The following is a 17,999-nucleotide window of genomic DNA, read 5'->3' on the forward strand; positions in this document are numbered from 1 at the left end:
GGCAGCATAATCAAGCCCCCGGCATCAGCAAAACGGCTGATGGCGGGGGCTCTTTGCGCGTTCGTCAGAGCAATAGCCAGGCAATCATGACGGCGACGGCGTTGATCATCATCGAGAAGCGGAAGTTCCCCTGCGTGATCCGGTACGGATTGATCCTCAGGCTGTGGGCCGTCAGGGTGGCGTTCAGTCCGTAAGGCGCCGAGGAGGTCGTGGCCATCGCGGCGACGATGAGGACGATGCCGAGGCTCATCGGGTTCATAAAGACGAAGAGCGGGCGGATGATTTCGATCAGAATGGCAATGGTCGCAATCGGATGGACGCCAATCATGGCCAAGAAGAAATAAACGAGAATAATAAAGGCAAATACGGCAAGCGGGTAGTCGGACACCCGGTCAAGGAGATCACGGAGAAGCAAAGGTGCGGCGGTCTGATTGAATCCTTCCGAGAACAGCGGCAGGGAAAGAAACAGCACGACGAAATTCTGAAGCCCGTTCGTATGTCTCTTCCAGCTCCTCCAGCCTTCTGTGAGGAAGTAGCCGGGCTGTTTCATGGCCAACGACCAAAGGAAGGCAAACGGCACGATGATGAGGGCGACAGCCATGATGAAGCTGATGTCTGTCAGGTCGGTGACGACGATGATGATCGTGAGAAACAGCGTCAGGACGAGCAGGAGTTTGGCCAAAGAGCGGTAGAGCGCCTTCTTCGGCACACGGACCGGCTCCTGTTCGATGGTTGTGTTTTCGAATTTCCGGCGGCTGATGAGAATATCAAGCACCGTGGCAATGAACGAAATAAGCAACAGCCATGGCAAATAAGCGAGATAGCTGACGCCGGTTGCGTCGATGGCGATGCCGACGATGATTTCCATGGGTGTCCAGATGACGGCGAGGGCGAAAGCCCGGAGCGTCGTCTGCAAGATAAAGGAGTTGCGGATATCCACGTGGATGCCGCTGAGCTTTTCTTTGAGGAGATTCTGGGTGACGTAAATCGCGGATAAATGGATGAAGATCAGTAAGACATAGGTCGCAAGCAGGCTTCGTCCGTACACCGAAGAGAGCCGGTTATGGTCGGTGTGAAGGACGTCACTCAGCCGTTTGTCGTAGCCGCCGGCGTTGAAGGCCGTCGACATGAGCGGCAGTACGCTCAAAAACACGAGCATCGGCAGCATCGAGCCGGTCTGGGCGGGGATGTCGTACCAGGGGACGCCGCCGGTGAGGCTCATGACGATGCCGCCGAACCCGAAGAGGACGCCGATGATCCGGAAGAGCTTCCCGGCGAAGAACCAGGAGATGACGAGGATGATGACGGCAGCCCAGCCGAGGAGGACGTCCACGACAGGGATTTCGAGAAAGAAATTGATCAGAAACACGGCGAATAACGAGCCGTACAGTATGTAAAAATAACGACGCCAGTCTGGCCGATGCTGATTCATTTTACACCCTCCCCCGTATTTTTATCATACATGATTTCCCTTTCAAAAAGAATGCATTTTTCTGATTTTTAAAAAGTGGTGAGAATCGTGACAATCTTCTGAATGATTCGTAATAGGCGTGATTTTTTGGTAGGCTGAACGAAAGGAATTGTCACGTCGCGAGTGTGAGAAACCTGTTTCAAAGAGATAAACAGTGTGGTATGATATACTGCGATTTCATCAATTTGTGCACGTGAGAATGGGGGGGGGTGCCGGATGCGCTGGTTTAAAAAGAAAGAAAAGATCAGTAAAGAAGAATTGAATACGCGCCTGACCGTCGCCCAGGAATTAAGGCGTGACGGGGAGTATAAGCAGGCGGAGAAGCAGCTGATGAAGCTCCTTAAGGAAGCCGGGCAGGAACCGCTCATTTACCGGGCGTTCGGCTGGCTTTTTGTGAAGTCCGGTGACCTCAAACGGGCCGAGGAGAACTTCCGCAAAAGCAATAGCCTGGAAGACATCCCCCTTGAGATGGACCTCAATACCGGGCCGATCATGACTGATCTCCTCTACCGAAACGGCAAGACTGAAGAGGCGAGACGTCTCGGCTACGCGATTTTGAATCTCCGTCTCAACGCGAAAGTGCTGTATCTCTTGACGGAGATCGCGTTGAAGGAGTGGCAGCCGGATCATGATCTGAACAGCTTCTGGTTTGCCTATCTCGAAGACAATGATGACAAGGACTACTTGAAGAATAAATTCTGGGCTTACTGCCGGACGTTCGGGTTCACGGAACTCTATTCCTATGGTCTCGGCGTGAAGGGTGAGCTTGAGAAGAAGGCCGATCACGCGAATATGGAGATCCTCTATCACCCGAGGAGTCTTCTCAGGGTCGTCTGGTACGAGGGTGTGAAGGCGATGGAGAAACCGTCAAAGAAAGGATCCGAGTCGCTGCTCAGAAGCAGTCTCTTCTATTATTATGCCAGTGCACCGATTCGCCCTTACATCCCGCCTATTCTGGGCATCATTCAGACGAAATCGTTCCAGGTGGCGTACTTTCAGTTCGTCGAAGAGCGGAGTGAGAAGAAAGGGATCGCCTTTCATAAAGAGGCGATGGATATCTTGATTGAGATCAATGAGATGTATATCACGCCGGAGTATGAGAAGCGTCTCGGTTCGATGGCCCATCACAGCTACGTGCAGATGAAGCGCGGTCAGCTTAAGAAGAGCACAGAGACGCTCATACAGCACAGCTTCATCCGCTATGACGACAGCCTGAACCAAAAGATGGTGAGAATTTATGAAAACCTCGACACACTGTTACAGGATTTTGACGGTGTGGATGAAGTCTTCTCCCATGGCGACTACCACATTGGGAATCTTATGAACAGCTATGACGGCATTCAGGTCATTGACTGGGACGTGAGCGGCATCATTCCCTTTGGTTTTGACATCGGCACGTACCTCGGTCAGCTGAGGAGTTTGGATGATATCGAGAGCCTAGGCCGTCATTATTATGAGAAGTCCGGTTTCCGGGAGTCGATGACGTTCGACTCGTTCATGTATGTGGTGAGTCTGATGATGGCGGTGCGTTATTTTACGGCCGCGACGGAGAACCAAAAGGAAACATACCTGAACGACAGCATCCGGCAGAATATCGATCAGATCACGAATATCGCCACCTTGCTTGATTGGTATATGCCCAAGGCATCTCTCGTTTCCCGTTAGGGAGATGAGGGGTGTTTTTCGTTAATGAATGCGACAACCGTCCGGCATCTCCCTTTCCATGAACAAACGCGGGTACTTGTTTCATGTGAAGGGGAGGGGATCGATGTGACGATTCAGACGAAATACATGACGGGGAACGACTGCTTTCAGGCCGGGCGGACGATTGTGCCAAAGGGGATTATGATTCACTCAACGGCCACACCGGGTGTGATGGCGGCGGACTGGTTCTCGCGATGGAACAAATCGTATAAAGCGGGAGAGATGACGAGGCAGGTATGTGTGCATGCCTTCGTCGATGACCGTTCGGTTTGGCAGTATCTGCCCTGGAATCATCGGGGCTGGCACGCGGGAGGTACGGCGAACAATACGCATATCGGGATTGAGATCTGTGAGCCGAAAGGGTTTCGCTATGATCAGAACGGCCGGATGACGGGCTACAACCCGGCGGATCATGAGGTGTATTTTCGCATGGCCTGGAAGCGTACTGTTGCCCTTGCCGTGAAGTTGTGCCGCGAATTCGGTCTCAATGAAACGGCGATCATCGATCACACGGAAGGGAATCGCCAGGGGATTGCGAGCGCCCATCAGGACGTGATGCACTGGTTCGCCCGTCACGGGGAATCGGTGGATTCGTTTCGGCGTGACGTCAGGGCCGAGCTCGGGAAATCGGTGCGGCTGACCGTGAGGAAGACGCCGGACGCAGCACCGGGCAAGCTGTTTCGGGTGCAGGCGGGGGCCTTCTCTTCAGAGGCGAAAGCGAAGGATCAGCTCCGCAGGCTGAAAGAGGCGGGGTTCGATGCGTTCATCCAGTGAACGTTAATATGTACGTTTTCAGACAGAAAAAGCCGTACACGGTGCCTTGAGGGGCGCTGGTGTACGGCTTTTTTTGCGTCTGTACGCTTAAAACAGGCTTGGAAGCCAGAGAATCGTGAACGGCAGGAACGAGATGATCAGAACAACGGCGATCCCTGCGGCGAAGTAGGGCAGGATATCCTTCGTCGTCTGTTCGATCTTGACCTTGGCAATGTAGCACGAAATGAAGAGCGTCGCACCAACCGGTGGTGTGAACATCCCGAGAGCCAGGGTCACGAGCATGACGAGTGCGAAATGCATCGGGTCCATTCCGATGACGTCTGTGGCAATCGGCATGAAGATTGGGATGAATAAAAACAGATTCGGTACGAGCTCCATGATCATCCCGAAGATGAGCATGATGAGGATCATCACGAGAAGGAGTCCCCAGCCCGGAAGTCCGAGCCCCTGCAGGGCGTCTGAGATCATCCGCGGAATGCCTTCCGAGATCAGGACCCAGGTGAAGATCATCGACGCACAGATGGTGATCATGACGATACTCGTGCCCCGGACCGTGTCCCGGAGTGAGGCGATGATGTTCGTCAGATTCAAAGTCCGGTAGACAAAGAGCCCGATGATGAGGGCGTAGACGACGGCGAGAGACGCGGCTTCAGTTGCCGTGGCCACGCCGGTGACGATTGCCCCGATCAGGATGACCGGCAACAGTAGGGCCAAAGCGGCGTGACGGAGCTGGCCGGCAAATTCCCTGAGCGTCGGCTTACTCTCGGACGGATAGCCCCGCTTCAGGGCGATGAGTACCGTCGTGCCGAGGTAAAAGAGCCCGACGAGGAGTCCGGGGATAATCCCGGCAATGAACATTTCCCCGACGGAGAGGTTCGCGAGCCAGGCGATGATGATCATCGTCGAACTTGGCGGAATGATGATGCCGACAACGGAGCTCGAGGCGTTGATAGCCGCGGCAAAGCGGGCGCTGTAGCCTTTTCGTTTCATCTCCGGGATCAGGACGCTCCCGGTGGAGGCGGCATCGGCGACCGAGGAGCCGGAGACCCCGGCCATACCCATACTCGTCACGACGGAGACGCACCCGAGGCCGCCAGGGAGCTGACGGACCATGGCATCGGCAACCCCGATGATGCGCTGGGCGATGTTGCCGTGGATCATCAGGTTACCGGCAAGAATAAAGAACGGAATGGCTAGAAACGCAAAGGACTGCGTGTTGGAGAAGAAGCGCTGGGCGAACATCTCCATCGGAATGCCGGAGACGAGAAAATAAAATAAAGCCGAAGCCCCCATGGCAAAGGCAATGGGGATGCCGAGCACAATTAACAGGAAAAAACTAAGAATCATGATCCAGATCATCGGCTAAATCCTCCTCTGTAGGCACTTTCATCCGATCGGTCATGATCCAGTAAATCTGTCGGATGAGCACAAGACTGATGGCGATGAAGCTGACGGTAATGGAGATGGACAGCCACGACCGGGAAATGCGCAAGACAGGCATCAGCTGATTTGAAACGTTATCCGCCAGTCGCCAGCTCGCGTAGGCCATGGCGACGGAGAAGCTGAGCATGATGACTTTGGAAAACAGATAAAGGCCTTTTTGATAGGCGTACGGCAGACGGTCTCTGAAATACGAGACGGCGAGGTGCCCGTCATCCTTCGTTACGGCTACGGCCCCGAGGAAAATCATCCAGGGAAACAGAATCAGTGTCAGCTCGTTTGAGAAAACGAGGGGCAGCTGAAAGACATAGCGGCTGAGCACTTCGCCGAAGACGACGATGGTCAGAAGTGCGAGAAGAATGGATGATAAGGCTTCAAACCCGTTGATGATCCGGTTGAACCATCCTGTATCCGGTTGATCGGTCATGTATATCCCTCCTTATGTTTCAGGGTAGATGGACTCTAGCATATGAACAGGCTGAGTGCGGTGATTCAACGGGTCAGGCCATGTGTGTGAAAGGGAAAACAGGTGGCCGGGTGGCGACCCGGCTCACCTGCACATGGCTGGTTATTGGTTCCGGTATTCTTCAAGGAAGTCCTGCATGGACTGGATGATCTCTTCACCCATGACGTCTGCGACTTCATCGTATACGGAGAGGACAATTTCCTGGAACGGTTCAAGATCCGGATAGGTAACGACTTCAAACTCGTCTTCGGCGCGTTCAAGGGCCGCTTCTTCTTCAGAGCCGATGAAATCACGGGCAGCGTCGCGGGCGCGGACGGAGCCTTCACGGACGATCTCCTGGAGGTCTTCATCAAGGCTGTCGAAAAGGTCGGCATTCATGATGAAGTAGGAGTAGTAGTACGTATGATTCGTGACGGCGAGGTAGTCCTGGACTTCATGCATGTTCTGATCATAAATACTGAGCATCGGGTTGAACTGGCCGTCGATGACGCCTTGGGACAGCCCGCTGTAGAGTTCCGTATAGGCCATCGTGGAGACGGATGCACCGAGGGCATTGAACGTCTCAATCAGGCTCACGTCGTTCGGTGATCGGATGGAGAGACCCTGGACATCTTCCGGTGTTTCAATCGGACGGACGTCGTTCGTAATCTGGGCAAAGCCGATTTCCACATCGTTCAGTGTTTCAAAACCGACGTCACGGCCGAGGGCCTTCAGATCATCGCCGACGGGTCCGTCGAGTACGGCATGGGCTTCTTCAAATCCTTCTGTCAAAAACGGCAGGGACAGTGCCGCGTATTCCGGAATGAGACCGGCGAGCTCGTTGGCACCAGGCAGGGCCATATCGAGGGCACCGACCTGAACGGCATCGATCATTTCCGGTGAGGTGGCGTATGTTTCGTTCGGGAAGAATTCAATTTCCACGCGCCCGTTGGATTCAGCTTCTACGTATTCGGCAAAGGCTTTCGCCGCTTCCCCTTTGGAGTCACCGTCAAGACCCGAGTTCCAGCCGATTTGCCATTCGTATTCCACCTCGACGTCTTCCGTGGCTCCATCATTGTTCTCATTGGCATCGTCCGTATCGTTTGCGGCTGTGTTGGTGTTGTTGTCTGCATTGTCTGTGTTGTTGTTTCCGTTGTTCTGTCCGCTTTCAACCCCGCAGGCAGCGAGGACAACGGCGGAGGCTGCGACGAGACTCAGTACTGATTTCTTCATGTTCATCATCCTTTCAAAAGGTAATATCAGGCAGGGTCTGCCGTCAGTTCTTCGAGCAGGTGTTTCAGAGCGTGCACGGTGATGACGCAGTCGTTCAGGGACGACCATTCTTTCGGATTATGGCTGATGCCGTCTTTGCTTCTTGTAAACAGCATGGCGATGTCGGTTTTTTTGCCGATGATCATCGCATCGTGACCGGCGCCGCTCGGGAGGAAGAATGCCGGTTTTCCGGTGACATGCTCCACGGCTTTCGCGGCTTTTTGCTGGAAATCGTCTTTGACGGGCACCGGATCTTCGTACATCACTTCTTTATGAGTGACACCTAAACCTCGTCTTTCTGCAATCTTGTCAGCCACGCTTTTGATCCGGTCCCTCAGCTTGTCTCTTGATTCTTTATGAATATCCCGGATATCGACGGTGAGGCTCACTTCCCCGGGGATCACGTTGACACCGTTTGGTTTGACATAGAGCTGGCCGACGGTGGCGACGGCAGAGTCGCTGTAATCACTTGGGAGGGATTCAATGGCGCTGATAAACTGGCTTGCGGCAATGAGTGCATCTTTGCGGTCATCCATCGGCGTATTGCCTGCATGGCCGGCGGCACCTGTGAAGGTGACGTCGAGCCAGGACGGACCTGCAATGCCCTGCACGACCCCGACAGGAAGATCCGCCTGTTCAAGGCGTTTTCCCTGTTCGATGTGGACTTCGACGAAGGCGTCGACCGAGGAGAAGTCCCGCTTGGATGAAGCGAAGGTAGTGAGTGACAGGCCGTTGTCACGGAGGACGTCTTCGAAGCTCTGGCCGTTATCATCGGTGAGACTGAGTTTTTGTTCCCGGCGCCATTCGCCGGTCATGGCCTGGCTTCCTGAGAGCCCGGACTTAAAGCGGGCGCCTTCTTCGTCGGTAAAGACGATAACTTCATAGCTTTTCTTTGGTGTGTAGCCTTCGTCCGTCCAGGCCTGGGCGACTTCAAGGGCACTCAACACTCCGAGCGGCCCGTCGAACTGGCCGCCCTGGGGCACGCTGTCGAGGTGAGAGCCGGACATGATGATGCGCTCAGACTCGCAGCCTTCGATGCGGCCGATGACGTTGTTGGCGCCGTCTTGCCAGACGGTCATGCCGGCTTCTTCCATCCAGGCCATGACCTGTTCTTTGGCGGCCTGTTCTTCTTTCGAGAACGAGAGGCGGTTACAGCTGCCGTGTTCGCCGAGCCCGATTTTGGACAGTGCATCAAAACGGGCTGCGAGGCGCTCGCCGTTGATGCCGGAATGGGTATGGGCGGGATCGTAATCACGCATAAGTTGATCGAACATGATTCCCTCCTGTTTCGTGCGACGTGTTTTTTTGTATGTATAGAATTATAGGAATGTTCAGATTTATTTAAAATGGCCTGAAAGCACAATCATTCGATGTTTCTTTTGTCGGTAGTGGACAAGGTGAGGGAATCTGACAACAGATTTATTGGTGTTTTGCAATGAAATGGCGCGTGGCGGACAGAAAACAACCACCGATCCGAAGGCCCGGAAAGGTGGTTGTTTCGCATTCAGCGATTCTCAAGATGCTCATGGACATAGATACCGAGCTGGAGCTCAAAGGCTTTTCGCCCACTCAGGTCGGCGATCCCTGTCAGTTCCTTGATGAGCTGCAGGCGGTATTTGACGGTATTCACATGGACGAAGCATTTCTTCGCGGTAAGGGCCATGTTGCTTGTGGACTCGAGGTATGTCTTCAATGTAAGAAGCAAGTCGGCATCGTGGGCCGCGTCGTAGGCGGCGATGGGGCCGATGGTATCTGTAACGAAGCTGTCCATTTCCTGAAACGGGGTGTTGAGCATGAGGCGCTCGATGCCTAATTCATCGTAGGTGAGGACAGAACGGGCGGTCTGTAATTTAAACAGATATTCGACGGCTTTGACGGCATCCTGATACGCAGGACGAAGCCCGCTGACTTCGGTGACGAGCCGGCTGAGCCCCGCTTTGATGGAGAGAGAACGGCTGGCGTGGAGACTTTCAGCAACATCGGTGAAGAGGGTCCCGATGCTTTCGTAGGCGTTACGGGCATCGAGGTGGGCGGGGATCATGAAGAGGAAGGTGACCGAGCGTGTCTCTTCGAGGAGAAATCCCTGACATCGGTGCGTTCCCACCTTCCGGGCGAGGATCCTTAAGACGTGATCCTTCTTTGCTTGAAACTGGCCGAACTGGACGTTTGAAATATCGAGCTGCAGGTGAACCATCACCATACCGGCGTTGGGGTTCGTGAAGACAGGCAGATTCTCAAGGTTCGAGATGACCTGATGGTTCCACTCCCCGTGCAGGATGTGATCGAGCATCATGCTTGAGTGCCGCCAGTCGTTAATGGATTCTTTTTCTTTCCGGAGGATCTCCATGGTGAAGACCATGCTCGTCTGTTCAATGGCAAACTGATCAACGGGGTCGATGAAGGCATGGTCCGAAAGCAGGATCATGACGTAACCCGCGGTCCGGTCGTTGGCGTTCAGAGGAAAGAAGACCGCTTCAATCGGCTGATCACCGTCCTGGCCGAAGAGGGACTGGATCTGATCGGGTGAGATGTACTGATGCAGATGGGTCTTCTTCTTTTCAATGAGCGACCGTGCCGTGGCAATCGCAGCCGAGTCGGACCCGTCAAGGAGATCAAAGAATTCATTAAAGAGTACGACGGGGAGGTTGACGATGCCGGAGAGGCTCTGGATGATCGTACCGATCCCGCCTCGCGTGAGCGCAGCACGGCTCAGCTCCCGGTGGATTTTGCTAGTCCGCTCGTTTTGGGAGAACATCGTCGCGTTCTCAATGGCTACGGCGGCTTGGGTGGCGAACGTTTCAAGGAGGCGGAGGTTTTCGTCGTCGAAGGCCGTCGGCTTTTCGTAAATGTCCACCGTCAATACCCCGATGCAGGCCCCTTTGATCATAAGTGGGACGGACAGGGCGCTGTCGGGAACTTTGTAGCGGCCAAGGGATTTCGCATAAATGGCTTTTGCTTCGTCGGGGATGTTGGCCATATGGGCATGGGTCTGATTTGATGAGCGGAAGATCTGAGCGCTCTTCATCTGAAAGGTATAGCCGCTCATGCCTTCACCGGGCTTCAGTCTGACGTGCTGAAGATGGTGCATGTCAAAGCCGATGGCGGCTTTTGCATAGAGGTGATCGTGCCGCTTGTCATAGAGAAACAGGATGCTCGCATTGGCACCGTCTATGACGTTCAGTACTTCCTGGATCAGGTGATGCAGCACTTCGTCAATATCGAGTGTGGAGTTCAGGACACGGGATGAATTGATGAGACTCATCAGCTTACGCTCTGTGCTCATAAGGACCGCTCTCCTTTCGTTTCGGTGTCTCTATCATAGTACACCGGTCTGATGTCTGCAAGAGACGGAACGCCGGGAATCCTGTCATGGCGGGGATTGAGTGAGGGGGCGTTCAGAACATTTCAACAATTTTTGAACGAATTCGGTCTGTAAGCGTATTCATTATTTTGCAGGTTCCGGTATATAATCAATATAACGAAAGGGGGGATGCAGATGAACGACAGGAGACGGCAAATTATCAAGATGATTCTGAACGGGCGAACGTCGATCAAGTTTAAGGATATGGAGGCCTTGTTCGGGGTCGGTGAACGGACGATCCGTTACGATCTGGAGATGATTTCCGACCTGCTTTCCGAGCATGAGATCGAACTGGTACACGTCAGTGGACAAGGCATGTGGAAACTGAACACGCACCCGGACGCAGAAGCCCTCAAGGAATTGTATGACACGATGCAGTTTGAAGAACGGGCGGGATCGGCGGAGGAGCGGTTTCTTCTCATCGGCCATGAGCTCGCCATGGCCAATGAATGGCTCAGCCTCCGTATCATCGCTGAAGAGCTCGAAGTCAGTAAAGGCACCGTCTTGCAGCATATGCCCCAGATTGAAAAGAGCTGTGAACGTTTCGATCTGAAGCTCGAACGGGGCCGAAAAGGGTTCCGCTTTACCGGAACGGAGAAAAGCAGGCGGCTGTTTCTGTTATCCCTCATGGAAAAGCTTGAAGAAACCTGGGACACCGTCAATCCGCTTCCGAACCTGAACTGGCCGGATCTCTCCCTGAAGGATCTCAAGACCGTCGAAACGATTGTCAGTGAGCGGCGCGTGGCACATCTCGATCCCACTGCGATGAGCCGGATCTTTGCCTTGTCCCTCCAGCGGACAAGGAGCGGAGCGCTGTTGGCAGACGGGACGGACTTTGGAGACACAGCGCCTGGTGAAGCCTTTACGGGACTCTGGGATGAGCTGAAAGAAGCCCTTGACGTGCACATGGAACCTGCGGAAACGGCGTTCGCGTGGCTGTATCTCCTCGCTACCGGCGGTCTGACGCTCCCTTATGAAGGCAAAATCAAAGATGACGAGTCATTCATGACGTTTATCGAAGCATTCTCCAAGCGGATGGGCATCACACACTTTGGCAAGAAGCAGCTGAAAGACGTTCACCGCGAGTGGCGGGCATTGAACGCCGCTCAGGCACATGACATCACGTATATGCACCCCCTGCGGGGCAAAATAGAAGAGCAGTACCCGTTTATTCTGTTTCATTTAGAGGAGGCGCTCCGGGAGACGGACGTCCTGCAGGTCGGCGATCAGACTGACAGCCTGATCCCGATGGCGATCAGTTTTGCTGCCATTTATGAAATTGCCTCCTTTGAAAATGAACGGTACCACATCTGGGTTGTCTGCCCGAGCGGGCTGGCAGCCAGTCGTCTGCTCACCGTATCTCTGATGAAGCATTTTCCTCAGGTGGAAGTGAAACGGACGATGGCCATCTCAGAGCTTGAAGACGTGGAAGAGTGGGACAAACCGGACTTCATCGTCACTTCAGTGACGCTGCAAGACTGTCCGTACCCGCATATCACGGTCAAGCCGGTGATCAATGAGGAAGAGATCAAAAAGATTGAACAGTTTATCAGCAACACCGTAAGAAACCGGGATTCAACGAATGAGAAGGGACTTGAGCATTCCATTCACGCAGTCATCCCGAAATCGCGCATGGTGGTCTCCGCTGCAAAAGGCCCGGACCGGCTTGAACAGATCATGGACGAAGGCATTTCGCTTCTTGAAGACGACGGCCTCGTCACGGAAGGGTTTTATGACGACATTCATCATACGGTGTTTCAAAAGAAGTATCTGTACGAAATCATTCCGGGGCTGCTCTTTATTCACGGCAACTCGGATCACGTCCTGAAGGCAGGGTTCAGTCTCGTACAGCTGAAAGAGCCGTATGTGGTGGAAGGCAAGCTGCATTCGACGGCGGTTTTGTTCATGGCAACCCCGGACAAAGACGCCCATATCCCGCAGCTGCAGTATTTGTATCAGATTTTCATGAATGAAAGGAAGGTCAAGGATCTCCTTGACTGGACCACAACAGGATTAACGGAGGGATGAACATGGAACAGGTGCATTTGCACGAAAGCCGGATTCAGTGGGAGCAGAAGGCCGGGGATTGGAAGGACGCGATCAAAAAGAGCGCGGCGCCTCTTCTGAACGATGGCGATATCAATGAGACGTATGTGGAGGCGATGATCCGGAATATCGAGGAACTCGGTCCCTATATCCTCATTGCCCCGGATGTGGCATTGCCGCACGCAAGGCCGGAGCACGGCGTCGAAAAGGCCGGTTTTACGGTGACGGTGTTCAAAGAGCCTGTCCCTTTTCCGAAGGGGACGGATCAGTCCGTGAGTGAAGCACGCGTCTTTGTCTGTCTCGCAGCGGTAGACTCGGAGTCCCACCTCGGACTTCTTCAGCAAATATCCGGATTGATCGAAGACAGGTCGTTAATCGAGGCATTGTTACAGGCATCGTCAGAAGCGGATGTTCACAAGGCATTGAGCGGTTGGAATCAGTAAGACAAAAAAATCTGCCGGACACCGGCGAAACGGAGTGATCATAATGAAAGTATTATGCGTATGCGGAATGGGTTTTGGATCAAGTCTGATGCTGAAGATGACAGCGGAGCGTGTGCTTGAGAGTAAAGGCGTTCAGGCAGAGGTGGAAGCAACGGACATCGGAACGGCGTCAAGCACGAAAGCGGATCTGATTTTGACAAACAATGAGTTCGCGTCCCAGCTTTCCGGAGGCGGAACCGAAGTGAAAGCGATCCACAACATGGCAAGCCAGGATGAAGTGGAAGCGGCCATCGACGAATTTCTGAACAAATAAACGAGAGAAGGGATTGAATAAACCATGGCTTTTTTCGAATTTTTAATGAATGAAATCCTCAGTCTCCCGGAAGTGCTGGTCGGTCTGATCGTTCTGATCGGTCTCGTCCTGCAGCGGGCGGCGCTTGCGAAAGTCTTCTCGGGAACAGTCAAGGCGATCATCGGTTTCGTTATTCTCGGTGCCGGTGCCGGCGTCTTGATCGGTTCTCTTGACGCCCTCGGCGGGATCATTCGTGACCGCTTTGATATTCAGGGGGTTATTCCGAACAACGAGGCCATTGTGGCCCTCGCCCAGCAGACGCTCGGGACAGAAACAGCACTCATTATGGGTTTTGGTTTTCTTGCAAACATTCTCTATGCACGGTTCACACCGCTTAAGTATATTTTCCTGACCGGTCACCATACGTTCTTCATGGCCGCGCTGCTCTCAGCGGTTCTCGGAACGGCCGGGATGACAGGGATTCCCCTCGTCGTTACCGGTTCCCTGATTCTCGGGTTTTTGATGGTCCTGATGCCGGCCCTCGCTCAGCCTTACATGCGTAAGGTCACGGGCGGTGACGACATTGCCATGGGTCACTTCGGTACGGTCGGTTATCTTGCCGCCGGTTTTGCCGGCAGTGTGACCGGGGATCCGTCGAAGTCCACTGAAGATATCAAGATTCCGGAGCGCTGGTCGTTCCTGAGAGACTCCCTCGTCTCCACGGCGCTCACGATGATCATCATGTTCCTGATCCTTGTCCTGATTGCAGGACCAACGATTGTCGGGGAGTACAGCGGCGGACAGAACTATATCATGTTCGGTCTTATGCAGGGGATTACGTTCGCAGCCGGGTTCAGCATCATCATGGCCGGTGTGCGTATGATCCTGACAGAAATCGTCCCTGCCTTCAGAGGGATTGCAGAAAAAATGGTCCCAGGTGCGAAGCCGGCCCTTGATGTGCCGATCGTCTTCCCTTACGCACCAACGGCAGTTATCATCGGCTTCATCAGCAGCTTTATCGCAGGTCTCATCAGCATGTTCCTCATGGGGATCACCGCCCTTGCGGTCATCATTCCGGGTCTCGTCCCGCACTTCTTTACAGGTGCCGGTGCAGGGGTATTCGGGAATGCCACCGGTGGTAAAGTCGGGGCAGCCGTCGGCGGTGCCGTCAACGGGGTTCTGATCAGTTTCCTTCCGGCGTTTCTCCTGCCGGTCCTCGGTGGACTCGGTTTTGAGAATACGACCTTCGGTGACTCCGACTTCGGGGTTGTCGGGATCCTGATCGGGCTGTTGGCCAACCTGTTTGGCGGATAACCTGATCTGAGGAAACACGGTTTAATCATCAGGAACAGGGGTATGACGCCTCTGTTCCTTTTATCATGAATGATGGACAGGAAGGATGATACGAATGGTAAAGGCAGTTGCACTGGATATGGATGGCACATTGCTCGATGACCAGCACCAGGTCAGTGAGGAACTGACGGCGCTTCTCAGGCGCTGGCAGGGGATGGGGATCCGCTTTTTCCTTGCGACAGGGCGGACGGCCCGGGAAGCGGCGGACGTATTGCCTAAGCAACTGAAGCCCGACGGGATCGTCGGGGCAAACGGAATGGTCGTCATGATTGACGGTAAGGAAATCGACGCCCATGAAGTGCCGGTTCCCCTCACAGAAGCCCTCGTGGACGGCGCCCGGAAACGCGGCATCTACTATGAGATTCATCCGGCAGAAGGCCCGCGCGTCGCCTTTCAGGAAGACCGTCAGATTCTTGAGAACGAGACGGACTTCCGCATTGACACCGGGGTTGCGGCCCATGAAGCGAAGTCCCGGGAAGAAGCGGTGGCCAATAAGATTCACTGGGTCGATGCATGTCCGACCGAGCGGATCATCAAGATCTATTTCTTTCACCGGAAGAAAAAGACGATGACGGCCTGGAAGGAGGAGGTTGAGGGATTGAAAGAGCGGTTTTCCTTCACCACATCATCCTCGTCCGAGCATAACGTGGAAGTGATGGCCGCAGGCGTCAACAAAGCGACAGGAGTCGAGACGCTCCTTGAGCATTACGGACTTGACCGCTCCGATCTCCTCGCCATTGGGGATGCGAACAATGATCTGCCGTTACTGAAGATGGCGGGCCAGGCAGCGGTCATGCAAAACGGTTCGGAGGAAGTGAAACGGGCAATCCGGGACGTGACGCCGAAAACAAATGATGAAAACGGGGTGTATGATTATCTCCTTCAACTGGAGATGAAGATGGAGTAATGGCCTGACAAGAGCGAGCAGCCGCAGCGGCACGGAGAACATCCGGGGTCTGCTGAGGCTGTTTTTTGTTTCAAGGGTTCTCATCACAATTGTTAGGTTGACGAATGAAAACACGCCTGTATGGCAGCAAAAATTAAAAAACTAAAAAAACGTTGACAAACAGCAATCAATCGATTATTCTGTGTGTAACCGGTTACACAATCGAGGTGCAGATCATTATGACAACAATCAAAGATGTTGCAAAATACGCAAACGTATCCGTCGCAACGGTCTCACGGGTGCTGAATAAAAAAGGGTATGTGGGCAAAGACTCGGAAAAAGCGGTACTTGATGCGATTAAAGCGTTGAACTACAAGCCGAACTCTGTAGCCCGTTCGCTTTATCACAAATCATCCAAAATGATCGGGCTTCTGATGCCGGATATTTCGAATCCGTTTTTCCCTGAACTTGCCAGGGCCGTGGAGGATGTGGCATTGACCTATGGCTATACCGTTGTCATCTGCAATACGGATGAAGACGAGCAAAAAGAAAGACGGTATCTTGATGCACTGATGCAAAAATACATTGACGGATTAATATTAACGACGAATCACCTGACGAAAGAAGAATACGAAAGCCTGGATCTGCCTCTTGTTGCTTTGGATCGAATCATCAGTGAAGACATTCCCACGGTCGTGGCAGATAACTTCCGTGGAGCAAAGGAAGCCACTTCTTATCTAGCAGACGCAGGCTGTAAGCTGATTCTCCATATCCGCGGGCCGAAAGGTGTTCATCCGGCTGACCGGCGGTATGAAGGATTTAAAGAGACCGTGGAAGAACGGGGGATTGCAAATCTCGTTGTGGAAGCGGGCTTCAAAATCAATCAGGCTGAAGAAGTCGTCTACAATCTCCTCAAGGACTACCCGCAGATCGACGGCATTTTTGCCAGCAGTGATGTGATGGCAGCCGGGGCGATGAAAGCGGCAAGTCGGGCAGGGAAATCAATCCCTCAGGATATCCAGCTGATCGGATTTGACGGCATTCCGCTTGGGGAGATGCTCGTTCCTTCATTGACGACAGTTGCCCAACCGATCTATGAGATGGGTGCTGTATCAGCAAGGCTTCTGATTAAGCAAATTGAGAAAAAACCTTTGGATCAATTAAACTATGTGCTTGATCCGACCCTGGTAATCAGGCAGACAACAAGGAGTGTTGATGAATGAAGGTACCGAAGATAACGGTAGTTGGAAGCATTAATATGGACATGGTGATTCAGACCGACCGGGCTCCGGAGCAGGGAGAGACGGTTCTCGGCCGGGGATTTCAGATGATCCCTGGCGGCAAGGGAGCCAATCAGGCTGTTGCGGCAGCAAGGCTCGGAGCTGATGTGACGATGATCGGGGCAGTTGGCGACGATCCGTTTGCAGATGTGCTGCTCAGCCATTTACGTAAAGAAGGTCTCCGTGTTGACGATGTGGAACCGGTTACAGGTTGTGCGACGGGGGTTGCCAGTATCGTTCTTTCAGAAGGGGATAATCGCATTATTGTGGCCCCGGGGGCAAATGCAGAACTGAGTAAAGCGCAGATCGACCGGGTTAAACCGACGCTTCAGGACAGCGACCTTGTCGTGATGCAGTTAGAGATCCCGCTTGAAATTGTCGAATGTGTAACCGGTTACTGTTCAGAGCACGGGGTACCTGTTCTCCTGAATCCTGCACCGGCCATGGCATTATCTGAAAAACTCCTTGGACAGATCAGCTACCTGACACCGAACGAGTCAGAAGAGCAGGCATTACGGCCGTACGCCACCCTTTCGGATGAACAATGGATTGTGACGATGGGCAGTCGCGGAGTCCGCTTTATGGAAAACGGCGAAGAACGAACAGTCGGCGGATACGCTACGGAAGTTGTTGATACGACGGGAGCCGGCGATACCTTTAACGGTGCGCTTGCGACAGAGCTCGCAAAAGGAAGTCCCCTGAAAGAAGCGATTGAATTTGCCAATGCGGCCGCGGCACTTTCGATTACCCGGCTGGGGGCGCAGACAGGGATGCCGAAAGCGGAAGACGTTCATGCATTTATGAAAAAGATGAGGTGAAGACAATGAAAAAAGAGGGGATTTTAAACCGTGATCTTGCAGGTATCTTTGCCAAACTCGGTCATACTGATCATATCGTGATTGCTGACTGTGGCCTTCCGATTCCGGATGGTGTGAAGTGTGTGGATCTTTCACTTAAAAAAGGAGAACCGCCATTTCTACATGTGCTGCACACGGTTTTGGCAGACCTTGAGGTGGAGAAGATGGTCGTTGCCCGTGAAATCAGTGAACATAACCCGGGTCTTGAAGAGGAACTGATTGCCCTCGGTAAAGAGATGAACTACATCGATCATGAATCATTCAAAATACAAGTGCAAAAAGCGAAAGTTGTCATCAGAACCGGGGAAGTGACCCCCTATGCCAACGTGATTTTGCAGTCAGGTGTTATTTTCTAGAAAAAAGACACATGGGTAA

The 17,999-nt window shown here is 53.3% G+C and carries 16 protein-coding genes; 10 read left to right on the forward strand and 6 right to left on the reverse strand.

Annotated elements, in window-relative coordinates; genetic code table 11:
* Nucleotides 1-64: 64 nt before the first annotated feature.
* Nucleotides 65-1,432, reverse strand: coding sequence for a hypothetical protein (locus BSEL_RS04625; RefSeq protein ID WP_013171842.1), 1,368 nt, complete (start codon nt 1,430-1,432; stop codon nt 65-67).
* Nucleotides 1,433-1,687: 255 nt separating this feature from the next.
* Here BSEL_RS04625 and BSEL_RS04630 point away from each other — a divergent pair, with 255 nt between their 5' ends.
* Both BSEL_RS04630 and BSEL_RS04635 read left to right on the forward strand, forming a co-directional pair.
* A complete protein-coding gene (locus BSEL_RS04630; protein ID WP_013171843.1) occupies nt 1,688-3,136 on the forward strand; it encodes a phosphotransferase in 1,449 nt (482 codons plus the stop codon).
* 105 nt (nt 3,137-3,241) lie between these two features.
* On the forward strand, nt 3,242-3,949 hold the full coding sequence (locus BSEL_RS04635; RefSeq protein ID WP_083769629.1) for an N-acetylmuramoyl-L-alanine amidase: 708 nt from the start codon (nt 3,242-3,244) through the stop codon (nt 3,947-3,949).
* An 87-nt stretch (nt 3,950-4,036) separates the two neighbouring features.
* Here BSEL_RS04635 and BSEL_RS04640 read toward each other — a convergent pair whose 3' ends face one another.
* The 5 genes from BSEL_RS04640 to BSEL_RS04660 all read right to left on the reverse strand — a co-directional run bounded on the left by BSEL_RS04640 (nt 4,037) and on the right by BSEL_RS04660 (nt 10,389).
* Nucleotides 4,037-5,308 (reverse strand): TRAP transporter large permease, encoded by a 1,272-nt coding sequence (locus BSEL_RS04640; protein ID WP_013171845.1) that lies wholly within the window; start codon nt 5,306-5,308, stop codon nt 4,037-4,039.
* A complete protein-coding gene (locus tag BSEL_RS04645; RefSeq protein ID WP_013171846.1) occupies nt 5,286-5,816 on the reverse strand; it encodes a TRAP transporter small permease in 531 nt (176 codons plus the stop codon). The genes BSEL_RS04640 and BSEL_RS04645 overlap by 23 nt, the downstream gene beginning before the upstream one ends.
* 141 nt (nt 5,817-5,957) lie before the next feature.
* The gene (locus tag BSEL_RS04650) at nt 5,958-7,067 is read right to left on the reverse strand and encodes a TRAP transporter substrate-binding protein (RefSeq protein WP_013171847.1); all 1,110 of its coding nucleotides are present in this window, start codon (nt 7,065-7,067) and stop codon (nt 5,958-5,960) included.
* 26 nt (nt 7,068-7,093) lie between these two features.
* Nucleotides 7,094-8,380, reverse strand: coding sequence for a Zn-dependent hydrolase (locus BSEL_RS04655; protein WP_013171848.1), 1,287 nt, complete (start codon nt 8,378-8,380; stop codon nt 7,094-7,096).
* A gap of 230 nt (nt 8,381-8,610) precedes the next feature.
* Nucleotides 8,611-10,389, reverse strand: a complete 1,779-nt coding sequence (locus BSEL_RS04660) for a helix-turn-helix domain-containing protein (RefSeq protein ID WP_013171849.1) — start codon at nt 10,387-10,389, stop codon at nt 8,611-8,613.
* Between the two features lie 213 nt (nt 10,390-10,602).
* Here BSEL_RS04660 and BSEL_RS04665 point away from each other — a divergent pair, with 213 nt between their 5' ends.
* The 8 genes from BSEL_RS04665 to rbsD all read left to right on the forward strand — a co-directional run bounded on the left by BSEL_RS04665 (nt 10,603) and on the right by rbsD (nt 17,980).
* Nucleotides 10,603-12,495: a BglG family transcription antiterminator gene (locus BSEL_RS04665; protein ID WP_013171850.1), complete on the forward strand. Its 1,893-nt coding sequence runs from the start codon at nt 10,603-10,605 to the stop codon at nt 12,493-12,495.
* A 2-nt stretch (nt 12,496-12,497) separates the two neighbouring features.
* On the forward strand, nt 12,498-12,956 hold the full coding sequence (locus tag BSEL_RS04670) for a PTS sugar transporter subunit IIA (RefSeq protein ID WP_013171851.1): 459 nt from the start codon (nt 12,498-12,500) through the stop codon (nt 12,954-12,956).
* A gap of 43 nt (nt 12,957-12,999) precedes the next feature.
* Nucleotides 13,000-13,269 carry a PTS sugar transporter subunit IIB gene (locus BSEL_RS04675; protein WP_013171852.1) on the forward strand — a complete coding sequence of 90 codons (270 nt, stop codon included), beginning with the start codon at nt 13,000-13,002 and terminating at the stop codon, nt 13,267-13,269.
* Nucleotides 13,270-13,293: 24 nt separating this feature from the next.
* On the forward strand, nt 13,294-14,562 hold the full coding sequence (locus BSEL_RS04680; RefSeq protein ID WP_013171853.1) for a PTS ascorbate transporter subunit IIC: 1,269 nt from the start codon (nt 13,294-13,296) through the stop codon (nt 14,560-14,562).
* A 94-nt stretch (nt 14,563-14,656) separates the two neighbouring features.
* The gene (locus BSEL_RS04685; protein WP_013171854.1) at nt 14,657-15,508 is read left to right on the forward strand and encodes a Cof-type HAD-IIB family hydrolase; all 852 of its coding nucleotides are present in this window, start codon (nt 14,657-14,659) and stop codon (nt 15,506-15,508) included.
* Nucleotides 15,509-15,726: 218 nt separating this feature from the next.
* The gene (locus tag BSEL_RS04690; protein WP_013171855.1) at nt 15,727-16,710 is read left to right on the forward strand and encodes a LacI family DNA-binding transcriptional regulator; all 984 of its coding nucleotides are present in this window, start codon (nt 15,727-15,729) and stop codon (nt 16,708-16,710) included.
* A complete protein-coding gene (gene rbsK / locus BSEL_RS04695; RefSeq protein WP_013171856.1) occupies nt 16,707-17,585 on the forward strand; it encodes a ribokinase in 879 nt (292 codons plus the stop codon). Before BSEL_RS04690 ends, rbsK begins: the two co-directional genes overlap by 4 nt.
* Before the next feature lie 5 nt (nt 17,586-17,590).
* Complete coding sequence (gene rbsD / locus BSEL_RS04700; protein ID WP_013171857.1) at nt 17,591-17,980, forward strand: D-ribose pyranase; 390 nt, start codon at nt 17,591-17,593, stop codon at nt 17,978-17,980.
* The last annotated feature ends 19 nt before the right edge of the window (nt 17,981-17,999 follow it).

This window comes from [Bacillus] selenitireducens MLS10 (assembly GCF_000093085.1).
GTDB classification, from domain to species: domain Bacteria; phylum Bacillota; class Bacilli; order Bacillales; family Salisediminibacteriaceae; genus Salisediminibacterium; species Salisediminibacterium selenitireducens.

Coding starts and splice junctions, on each gene's coding strand:
- BSEL_RS04625 (WP_013171842.1), bottom strand. CDS start 1,432: ATGAATCAGCATCGGCCAGACTGGCGTCGTTATTTTTACATACTGTAC.
- BSEL_RS04630 (WP_013171843.1), top strand. CDS start 1,688: ATGCGCTGGTTTAAAAAGAAAGAAAAGATCAGTAAAGAAGAATTGAAT.
- BSEL_RS04640 (WP_013171845.1), bottom strand. CDS start 5,308: ATGATCTGGATCATGATTCTTAGTTTTTTCCTGTTAATTGTGCTCGGC.
- BSEL_RS04645 (WP_013171846.1), bottom strand. CDS start 5,816: ATGACCGATCAACCGGATACAGGATGGTTCAACCGGATCATCAACGGG.
- BSEL_RS04650 (WP_013171847.1), bottom strand. CDS start 7,067: ATGAAGAAATCAGTACTGAGTCTCGTCGCAGCCTCCGCCGTTGTCCTC.
- BSEL_RS04655 (WP_013171848.1), bottom strand. CDS start 8,380: ATGTTCGATCAACTTATGCGTGATTACGATCCCGCCCATACCCATTCC.
- BSEL_RS04660 (WP_013171849.1), bottom strand. CDS start 10,389: ATGAGCACAGAGCGTAAGCTGATGAGTCTCATCAATTCATCCCGTGTC.
- BSEL_RS04665 (WP_013171850.1), top strand. CDS start 10,603: ATGAACGACAGGAGACGGCAAATTATCAAGATGATTCTGAACGGGCGA.
- BSEL_RS04670 (WP_013171851.1), top strand. CDS start 12,498: ATGGAACAGGTGCATTTGCACGAAAGCCGGATTCAGTGGGAGCAGAAG.
- BSEL_RS04675 (WP_013171852.1), top strand. CDS start 13,000: ATGAAAGTATTATGCGTATGCGGAATGGGTTTTGGATCAAGTCTGATG.
- BSEL_RS04680 (WP_013171853.1), top strand. CDS start 13,294: ATGGCTTTTTTCGAATTTTTAATGAATGAAATCCTCAGTCTCCCGGAA.
- BSEL_RS04685 (WP_013171854.1), top strand. CDS start 14,657: ATGGTAAAGGCAGTTGCACTGGATATGGATGGCACATTGCTCGATGAC.
- BSEL_RS04690 (WP_013171855.1), top strand. CDS start 15,727: ATGACAACAATCAAAGATGTTGCAAAATACGCAAACGTATCCGTCGCA.
- rbsK (WP_013171856.1), top strand. CDS start 16,707: ATGAAGGTACCGAAGATAACGGTAGTTGGAAGCATTAATATGGACATG.
- rbsD (WP_013171857.1), top strand. CDS start 17,591: ATGAAAAAAGAGGGGATTTTAAACCGTGATCTTGCAGGTATCTTTGCC.